Consider the following 10,174-nt stretch of genomic DNA (forward strand, 5'->3'; position numbering starts at 1 on the left):
CCGTACGTACGGTGGTGTGAGAGGTCGGTAATTAAAAGTTACCTCCTACTCGATTATGGAGTAAGAATTTTTATATTTATAAGGTGTAGGAATTTATTTGCTGTGTGGAGCTTTTGGATGTAAGACTGATTCTTTCAGAGGAATCGTCTTGTCGCGTCCAAGATACATTTGATAGTAAGGTGGGATGTTGTTGACGTATTGTAAGAGCATTTGTTGGATCATTGGCATTGATTCAGGCGTGATGGCTGGTAGGTCGTCAGCATTGATCTTACCTTTGATACCATTGAATCTCTTAACACGTTCTAATAGGTAACGGATATCGTATCTGGATGGATTGACTTCAATAACATCTTTATCAAGGTGCAACAGTTCATAGACACTTTCCAAACCAGTACGGACTGAGGTTTCAACTGTGAAGACAACATCAGTATCGACTTCAACAAATTGACCGAGCAAAGCTAAGTTAGTGCAGCCAGCAGGAACTACCTTTGGACGGTCGCCAAGCTTACGAGGCATGAATTGACTGGTTACGTAAGGCATCATGGCAGTTGACATGTAAGTGTGTTTCAAAACTTCATCTTTGATGTCGAGCATACCTAAGTGATAGAGCAATTCAGTCATGATTTCATCACCAGTACAGTCCCACATACGTTTCTTGACGTAGTTACCGACATTTTCACCGTATAGTCCGTAGCCCCAACCAACTTCTTCATCGTCAGCTTGGTAAGGGAAGAATGGTTTGTGGTGGATTTCAAATGACATATCCCAATTAGAATCTTTGAAAGTCATCAAACCACCAGTACCAGCTTTACTGCCGGATAGTTCTTCGATTCTTCTGAAGAATTCTGGATAATCTTTGACTGTTGGGAAAAATGAGATCCACTTTGTCTTGTCGATTTGGCCTAGGAATTTATCAGGGTGACCGAATTTGTCATCTTTTTGAGCTAGGTTCTTCCAAATTGTGAAAGTTCCCATGTCGTCAGTATTAGTGTTCGTTGGTGCAACCGTTGTGTTATTACCGAAAGTACTGTTTTCACTAATAGAGCCGGTCGTAACGAAGACTAGATCACGACTAGCAACGTCAACGGAAACATCATTGCCGTTTTGGTGAGCCAAGATAGCTTGAACGGTATCGTTTCTGTCATCTAGTTGCAAGTTGTAAACAGAGAAGTTGTTAACGAAGCGAACGCCGTGATCGATCAACCATCTTTCGATAGGCAAAATAATAGCATCATATTCGTTATATTTAGTGTGGATAAATCCTTCAAGATATTCGTGACGGTTGATGAAAGTAAATCTTTGCCAATAACGACGACATTCAATCGCACTGTGATAGTGTTTGAAGGCTAGTTGACTGTGGAAACAAGTCCAGAAGTTAGTTTTGAAGAAATCTTTGTCAAAAAATTCATCAATTCTTTTGTCAGCTAATTCTTCTTCCGAAGAACCAACGATCTTGGCCATAGCTGTGACATATTTTTGAGGTAATTTGTAATCGTGATAGTGACCGTCGATCTCGCCTTGGTTGACGATAACACGAGCTTCACTGTGGATTGGTTCATCACGGTTGAAGTCAACAACGTCGTCTAAAACAGTCCGTCCCTCGTTTTCTAATGAAGGAATCTTGCTACAAAGATACCAGAGACATTCCATGTAAGGTTCGAGTTCACGTTCAGCACGGCAAAGGTATCCCTCATTACCTTTAGTACCGTCCATTGAGCCACCCATAACCGGTTTCTTTTCATAGATAGTAATATTTCTGGCGGGCATTTTAGCATCGTCAATTAGAAAAACAGCTGTAGCTAATCCAGCAATACCACCACCAACGATGTTAGCCTTACGGGCATCAACGCCAGCTGGCTTGTTAGGATGATACATTGTCTTATAAATGTTCATATTGCTTTACCTCTTTTCGAATAGGTTGCTTACTACAAAACCTACGATAGAAGTTTACGGTGGGTACGACAATTTACAAAAAAATCGAAGTGTAAAGAAAATTTACACTTCGACCAATTTGTAAAATTATTTAGCATATTTTTTAAGAGCCTTTTTGAAGTCGCCATGAACGAGGACGCCGGTTTGATCGACGATTTCTTGCGGATCGGCACGCATATTATCCATGATCCATTCGAGAATCAGAGCGATAAAAGCCAGACTGTAGAAGTGGGCAATGAAATCTTTGTGTTTTTGATCGACCACCATACCTTCAGCTTGTTTTTCGACGACATCGATAATATAGCTGTAGATAACTTTGTAGATGTATTTCTCCATCAAATCACGATAGACTGATTGATAAACGTTTTGAATGATGGATTTGTGAGCGCGCATAGCGGACATGACGGCGTAAAAACCCTTTTGCCAAGTGTCGTAGTCGGAAAAACTTCCCAAAAGTTCGTTGGCATTCTCTTTGGCGGAATATTCTACGAGCCCATAAATATCAGAAAAATGATTATAGAAAGTCTGCCGAGTCAAATTACATTCGCTGACAATATCCTTCACAGTGATCTTGTCGATAGGCTTTTTTTCGAGTATGACGTTCAAGGCATCGATAAGTACATCTTCGGTGGTTGCTTGCATGACCGAATCCTCCTTTGAATTAATACAATTATATAATTATTTTCATGAAAGGTCAGTGCTTTTTCCACAATCACCTAAAGAGATAGCGACAAAATCGAACACATGTTTTACAATGTTATTTAGCAATTATTTAAGGAGTATTTTATGCCGACAAAAATTGGAATTCGCCAACTCGTTGAGTTTGTTTTACGTAGTGGTGATTTGATTGAAACTAAGAATAGTCAAAATACTGCTGCCAACGGTGCCAGAATCCATCGTCGACTCCAAAAACAGCGTTCAAAAGATGACAATTATGAGAGTGAAGTTTATTTAAAATCTATCGTTACGATGAATGGCACGGATTATTTAATTTCAGGTCGCGCCGATGGGATAACTTTGACTGACAGTGGGGCTTTAATTGAAGAAATCAAAACGTCGGATCAGCCCTTTGAAGATTTGAGCGACAACACTTTAGAATTGTACTGGGGCCAAGTGAAAGTCTATGGTTACTTGTTGTTAAAAGATCATCTAGAATTCGATCATGTAACGTTACATTTGACTTATTTTCAAGTTAGCAATGAAAATGTCACGACCGATGAAAAAGTTTTAACGCGGGATGAACTGACGAAATTTTTTCAAGATTTGATCGATGAATATGAATATCGGCTGACATTGCGAGCCAAATTACGCAAGACCCGCAACGAATCAATTCAAAAATTACAGTTTCCTTTTCCAGCATTTCGTACAGGTCAACACGAATTGGCGGCGGCAGTGTATAAGACGATTTATTTACAGAAGCGGCTCTTCGTTGAAGCACCAACTGGTACCGGCAAAACAATCTCTACTTTATTTCCGGCTATTAAAGCGATGGGAGAAGAGAAGGTTCAACGGTTATTTTATTTGACTGCTAAACAGAGTACACGTCACGTGGCTGAAGAGACAATTGAATTGATGGCTGATAAAGGCTTAAAACTCAAAAGTATTACTTTGACGGCTAAGGATAAGATCCGTTTTCCTGAAGAAGATGTCCCACCAGAAGAAAATCCTTATATGATCGGGTATTACGACCGTTTGAAGCCAGCTTTAGCCGATCTGTTGACCAATGAAGATGCGATTACTCGAGCGGTTGTGGAAAAATATGCTAAAAAACATACAGTTGATCCGTTTGAATTTTCATTGGATGCCTCATTGTTCTGCGATGTGATCATTTGCGATTATAATTATTTGTTCGATCCATTAGTTTATTTACAGCGCTTCTTTATTGAAAAAGATACCGATAATTTCTTCTTGATCGATGAAGTTCACAACTTAGTCAGTCGCTCACGTTCGATGTACTCAGCTGAAATCAGTGATAAGGCAATCGCTGCACTTTTGAAATCAGCTCGTGGCATTAAAAATAAAGCGAGTGAGGATTTTCAAAAACAGCTAAAGAAAGTCCGCCGCGTATTCAATCAAATCAAAAAAGTCCTTAAAGAAGAAGTACGGGATGAAAAAATCACTGCCGATGCACCAGATAAACTGATCAATGTTTTAGGTAAATTCGATGATTTTATGGGTGAGTGGATGCAAGATCAGAAACCGTCTGATTTTTTGGATGATGCCAAAGATTTTTTCTTCGATTGTCTGACTTTCGTTAAAATTGGAGCTTTATATGATGACAGCTATAAGACTAGGATCGTTATCGAAGATAAGAATATCGTCATTAAGCAGCTGTGTCTTGATCCGAGCCACTTTATCGATCAGTCGTTAGATTTAGGTTTGGGAGCCGTTTTATTCTCAGCTACATTGTCACCAATGAACTATTATCAAAATGTTTTAGGCGGCATCGAGCACAGTTTGGCATATCAGTTGCCATCGCCGTTTCCCGCTCAGAATCAAGCCATTATGATCACTCAGTATGTTCAAACTACGTACAAGCAACGTCCGTTCAATCAAGATAAGATCGTGGATAGTTTGGCAACTTTGATTCAAGGTAAAACCGGTAATTACATGTTCTTTTTTCCGTCATATGGATATTTACAACAGATCAAAGCAGCTTTTGAAGAGAAGTATCCTGAGGTCGAAACGATTGCTCAAGTTGGTTCGATGGATAATACGGAACGACAAGCTTTTCTTGACCAATTTCAAACTGATCCGACACAGACACTGGCGGCTTTTTGCGTTTTGGGCGGAATCTTCTCTGAAGGCATCGACTTACGGGGCAATAAATTGATTGGCGTGGCAATCGTCAGTGTTGGTTTGCCAGGCTTGAGCGCTGAAAATAATTTGATTCGTGATTATTACGATGAAAATAATGGCCATGGATTCGAATACGCCTATCAGATGCCAGGGTTAAACAATGTCTTGCAAGCAGCGGGGCGTTTGATTCGTAGCAGTCATGACGAAGGAATTGTCTTGTTGTTGGATCAACGCTTTGGCAGTAGCCGCTACACGCAACTTTTTCCACAGCACTGGCAACATTTCCAACGAATTAATTCCATCGACCGTTTGAAATTTGCGGTGGATAACTTTTGGAAGGAACGAACACATGAAGACTAAATTAACCAAACAATTAGAGAGTACGTTGTATCAATATTGTCTTGAACAAGGTTCTTACGTTGTTGAAGAGGTTTCAATGCCTGATAGTAAAGGAATTGTCGATACGTTGAGCTATCAGCAGCTATCCGATGGGAAAATCGAGTGGCGCTGTTACGAATTAAAGGTCACCAAGTCTGATTTTCATTCCAAGGCTAAACTGTCTTTTATCGGTAACTACAATTATTTCGTTTTGCCGCAAAAATTATATGATGAAGTTTCATCTGAGATTCCTAGTCACATTGGTGTTTTGATCTATCGAGCTTTCGATAAAGAAGCTATCGAGGCATCGCCACAAACTCTAAGAGCACCAGGTTTTTTGACTGTCGCTAAAAAGGCTCAATATCAAGAACTCCAAGTTGACGAACAACAATTGACAAGTCATTTTGTCGCCTCACTGTTCAGAGAAGTTGATAAGGCTAAGAAAGTTGAAAAAGGTTTGCAACTATATTCGGACGATCGTTTGTTTAAAGAATTAAAAAAACGGGCCAAAGTGGGATACGATGTTTACAATCCGGACCATAATTTATATGACCGATTTATCGAAGAGATGAATTCCGCTGCTGTGACGGCGTTGCAGGAAGAATTGGACGCTAGAAATGCGGAATATCAGGAATTGAAATTAGAATTGCAACAACTGCAACAGCCTAATTTGGAGGATAAAATATGACTTATTATCCTTATTTGCGTGGTCGAATGTATGACTTGATGGCCCTAAAGGAACTTTGTGAATCAGGGCAACTCAGTAAAAAAATCGTGCCGATCATTGAACCAGTGCGTGATTCCAAAGAACTGCAACAGACGGTTAAAACGTTTATTACGGCAAAACAGCCATTCAGTGTGATTGCTAATCCGCAGGTGAGTATTTATGGCTTGAACGATACGAAACTCTATCCGTTGCCAGCTGTGGATAACCTATCGTTTTATCATCCAAGTGCGATCTTGGCGGCTGATTTTAGTAGTGATTTTTAAAAAACAGCGTCAAATCAACATTCTTTATTGATAGTAAAGAACTACGAGTTACTGAAGGCCTACGAAAAAACGCAAGTTTTGTTACATGTGGATAACGTCCTAATTCCAGACGTGGCGAGAATCCATGAATTAGTCAAAGATAAAGCCACACTATTAGCCGATCCATTGACTTTTGTCCGCCATGTTGAAGATTACGCAGATTTAGAAGATGAGTTTTTTGAACCAGCTTATTGGTATCGACAAGTGGATAACTATCAAGGATTTGGCGATTATTCGATGGTCGGGCATGTGTATTTTGACAAAGGAATGCCATCACGTGCGATTGCTTTGCATTTGATCTATGTCACAGAAAACGGTAGCCTGCGTATTCATCACTTTGTATCAGACAGCAATGAGCGAATGAGTGGCCAAAAGGATAAATTTTTTGAAGCCTTGAACAAGTTGGTTGCTTGGTCAAAGGAAAACATCCACGGATTAAACGATACGCCAGCGTTGCAAGATTTATTAGCTTATGCACAGCAGGATAAGTTTCCAGGTTTGGGAACAGTTAAAAAGTTATCTTTGATGCACCATTTTCAACTGATGAGTCGTTTGCTGGATTTGTGAAGGATGCCGCCTTCCGATCAAAAGCTGATTGGGCTGGAACGTGGTGAGGCGACTTGGAGCCAATTTAAAAATTGTCTTCAAGCTCGTCAGTAATCTAAGCCAGCACAGTACGCTGACTAAGATTAAGCCACCACTGAGCCCATCAGCTTTTGCTCTCCAGGCTAGAGTCTTCGTTGTTTAGTTGGTATGTATAATATTTGAGTAAACTTATTAGTTATATAAAGATAGTTTTACATATAAGAAAGACCGTAATTCCTAAATTAATTAAGAATTACGGCCTTTTATATGTTTTTACTGATAGATATTCAATATTTAATAAAATTGACTATATTAATATCTCAAAACTAAAGGTACTTAAACCCATTAGTCTGGAATGAAATTCTGGTGGATGCTCAGCCGTGGAAGTCTCTTAGCTGGCGTACCCTTGCCAGGTTAGAGACAGACAAGCTTAGAGACAATTTGAACTATAATTGGCTCTAAGTTGCTCTCACAGCGTTCCAGCGTCCACCAGAATTTCATGGAAGACGGCAGTGAACAAAAGCAAAAACAAAAACAAAAATCACATTACCATAGTTTGATCAAAGCTTGAGTACCATCATTGCCCAAACCTTTTTCATCAACCAAGGTTTCGTATAATTTCTTAGCTTGTTTAGTAGCAGGCAAGTCCAAGCCCATCTTTTCGCTCTCATCCAAAGCAATCCGTAGATCCTTCAAGAAATGTTTGGAATAAAAGCCAGGCTTGAAGTCGCCCTTTAGAATACGAGGACCATAATTTTCCAAACTCCAGTTGTCGCCACCGCCACCTTCGACAGTTTCAAGTACTGATTGCAGATCCAATCCGGCAGCTTTAGCATAAACGAACATTTCCGTCAGACCGGTCATCGTCCCAGCAATCATGATCTGATTAGCCATCTTGGCGTGTTGACCGGCACCGAAGTTACCAAAGTAGTGATTAGTTTTGCCGATAATTTCAAAAATAGGTTGCAACGTTTCAAAAGCTTTTTTAGAACCGCCGACCATAATTGTCAGTTGACCATCACGGGCACCAACGTCACCACCGGAAACAGGGGCATCGATCGATTCAACGCCAATTTCTTCAGCTTTTTGACCGATTTTTTTAGCTAGCGTTGGTGTACTTGTCGTCATATCGACGATTATTTTGCCAGCTGAAAGTCCAGCAAAAATACCGTTATCTTTGAAGTAGACATCTTCAACATCTTGAGGAAAACCAACCATCGTAAAGATGATATCAGCATTTAGAGCGACATCTTTAGGAGAAGTGACATTTAGCACCTTTGGCAATCAGAGGCTCGGCTTTTGACTCTGTTCGAGTATAAATATCAACATCGTAATGAGCGTTGAGGAGGTTGTTGATAATGCCGCTTCCCATGACGCCGGTACCAATAAAACCAATTTTTTGCATATTAATTCCTCCATTCTGCTAATTCATTATATTATATGAAAAAACTTGTCAATAAAGATATGCCTACTCTATTTTTTAGGGCAGCTTATTTGATATAATTCTTGTGGTGATTCATCAAAATATAAATAGATACGGAGGGGGATATTATGAAGTTTATAAAGGACTATTATAAAAGTATTTTAGCGGCTTTATTCTATGGAATAACCTCAGCACTTGGAATTCAATTGCTCTTGCAGCCGGCAAAACTTTATACTAGTGGAGTTACTGGTGCCTCGCAGCTGATCGTTAACTTACTGAACGAGTTCATGAATGTGAACACGCCAGTATATCTCTGGTATGCATTGTTGAACCTGCCATTGATCATTTTGGCTTGGTTCCAATTAGGAAAGAAGTTTACGATATTATCGATTATTTCCGTCGTTTCAGCATCGTTATTGATTTTATTAGTACCGTTATATCCCCTTACTAAAGATCCTTTGCTATCAGCCGTTTTTGGTGGGATTTTATCTGGAGCGGGGATCGGTCTTTGTTTCCGCTATGGTTTTTCGACTGGTGGGACAGATATTATTGCTTTGATCGTGCAAAGAAAGACTGGCCGGACAGTTGGACAAGTCAGTTTTGCCGTTAATGCTGTTATTATTATTATTGCCGGATTTTCTTTCGGTTGGGATTTGGATTTGTACACGATCATCTCAATTTATATTACTAACATGGTGATCGACAAGATGTACATTCAACAACAGAAGATCACGGCTATCGTCTATACGCACAAAGTTGACGAAGTTTCTCAAGAACTCTTGAAGACACTCAATCGTGGCCTAACGCTTGATTATCATCTAAGAGGAGCTTATTCAGGCGAAGAGATCGGTTCGATCACAATGGTTTTGACCAAATATCAGTTGTTCTTTGCGAAAAAAGTGATTATGAGCATTGATCCGAATGCCTTCATTAACATTCAACCAACCATGTCGATTTCAGGTAAATTTAATGACAATTAATTGAAAAAATAGTTTCTGATTTCACACTCGAAATCAGAAACTATTTTTTATATACATTAATAATTTATTGTATTTTTTAAAGGAATAATTACGTAATAAATTAAATATATTATTGTTGAAAATTGTTAATTTTTTAAAAGAATATTTAGATATAAAGCTATTTCAATTTAGACGATAAAAATCTCCGTTTATTGGGTCTAGAAACCGCTTAAAAAATAATATACTGGTGGTATGAAGATGCGAGGAGATTTTGCTATGAAAACAATTATTTATGCTCATCCTTACGTGGGAAGTTTTAACCATGAGATTTTAAATAGATTGTCAAATTATTTCTCAATGCATGATGAGGAATTTGAAATTATTGATCTTTACGGTGATGATTTTGATCCTTTATTGAGGGGAGAGAATTTGGCTACTTATAGTGAGGGAAAGACTGACGACGAAAAGGTAAAAAGATATCAGCGAAAAATTGCTGGTTCAAATGAATTAGTCTTTATTTTTCCCATTTGGTGGCAAAGCGTACCAGCTATGTTGAAGGGCTTTTTAGATAAAACGATGCTCAAAGGATTCGCTTATAACGAAGATAACGGTTGGGAAGGCCTATTGACGTACATTAAGAAGGTTACCGTTATAACGACGTCGACTGTAACTAAGTCATATTTACAAACTGAATGTGGCGACCCGATCCAAAAAGTTTTCATCAATCGGACTTTGGTAGATTTAGGAATTGATGCCAAAAATGTTAATTGGATTCACTTTGGGGAAGCCAATACGACTACTGATGAAAAACGGGGAAAATTCTTAGATGATATTCCTATGTTATACAAACAAGAGTAAGAATAAGGATGCTAATATTTGCACGCTGAATATTAGCATCCTTATTTTGTTAGGACGGTAAGTTTACTAATTGTAAAAAGTTAGGCGCTTTCCTTTAATTTAAAATGAGTTAATATAGAATATATGATTTTAATAAATTAAAGGTGTTTTTATTCATGGCGAATTGTCAAACTAAGTGCAACGGTTTGTCAAAAAATACTTCATATGGGGT

Annotated in this window: 6 protein-coding genes and 2 pseudogenes; 5 read left to right on the forward strand and 3 right to left on the reverse strand. The window is 38.8% G+C overall.

Annotated features, from left to right (window positions below; all coding sequences use genetic code 11):
* Positions 1–93: 93 nt before the first annotated feature.
* Entirely contained in the window at positions 94–1,893 is a 1,800-nt protein-coding gene (locus FD29_RS09610; RefSeq protein ID WP_057888722.1) for an oleate hydratase, read from the reverse strand.
* A 126-nt stretch (positions 1,894–2,019) separates the two neighbouring features.
* Complete coding sequence (locus tag FD29_RS09615; protein WP_057888723.1) at positions 2,020–2,574, reverse strand: TetR/AcrR family transcriptional regulator; 555 nt, start codon at positions 2,572–2,574, stop codon at positions 2,020–2,022.
* A gap of 144 nt (positions 2,575–2,718) precedes the next feature.
* Here FD29_RS09615 and FD29_RS09620 point away from each other — a divergent pair, with 144 nt between their 5' ends.
* The 3 genes and pseudogenes from FD29_RS09620 (at position 2,719) to FD29_RS09630 (ending at position 6,705) form a co-directional block, all read left to right on the forward strand.
* Positions 2,719–5,091 carry an ATP-dependent DNA helicase gene (locus tag FD29_RS09620; protein ID WP_057888724.1) on the forward strand — a complete coding sequence of 791 codons (2,373 nt, stop codon included), beginning with the start codon at positions 2,719–2,721 and terminating at the stop codon, positions 5,089–5,091.
* On the forward strand, positions 5,081–5,797 hold the full coding sequence (locus tag FD29_RS09625) for a hypothetical protein (RefSeq protein ID WP_057888725.1): 717 nt from the start codon (positions 5,081–5,083) through the stop codon (positions 5,795–5,797). Before FD29_RS09620 ends, FD29_RS09625 begins: the two co-directional genes overlap by 11 nt.
* A pseudogene (locus FD29_RS09630) lies at positions 5,794–6,705 on the forward strand (sce7725 family protein). Before FD29_RS09625 ends, FD29_RS09630 begins: the two are co-directional and overlap by 4 nt.
* 564 nt (positions 6,706–7,269) lie before the next feature.
* Here the strand turns inward: FD29_RS09630 and FD29_RS09635 are convergent.
* Positions 7,270–8,128: pseudogene (locus FD29_RS09635) on the reverse strand (NAD(P)-dependent oxidoreductase).
* 146 nt (positions 8,129–8,274) lie between these two features.
* On the opposite strand from FD29_RS09635, the gene FD29_RS09640 reads away from it, so the two are divergent.
* Positions 8,275–9,126, forward strand: coding sequence for a YitT family protein (locus FD29_RS09640; RefSeq protein ID WP_057888726.1), 852 nt, complete (start codon positions 8,275–8,277; stop codon positions 9,124–9,126).
* Positions 9,127–9,381: 255 nt separating this feature from the next.
* The gene (locus tag FD29_RS09645) at positions 9,382–9,963 is read left to right on the forward strand and encodes an NAD(P)H-dependent oxidoreductase (RefSeq protein ID WP_057888727.1); all 582 of its coding nucleotides are present in this window, start codon (positions 9,382–9,384) and stop codon (positions 9,961–9,963) included.
* Positions 9,964–10,174: the final 211 nt, after the last annotated feature.

Source organism: Companilactobacillus mindensis DSM 14500 (assembly GCF_001434275.1).
In the GTDB taxonomy this organism is placed as follows: Bacteria; Bacillota; Bacilli; order Lactobacillales; family Lactobacillaceae; genus Companilactobacillus; species Companilactobacillus mindensis.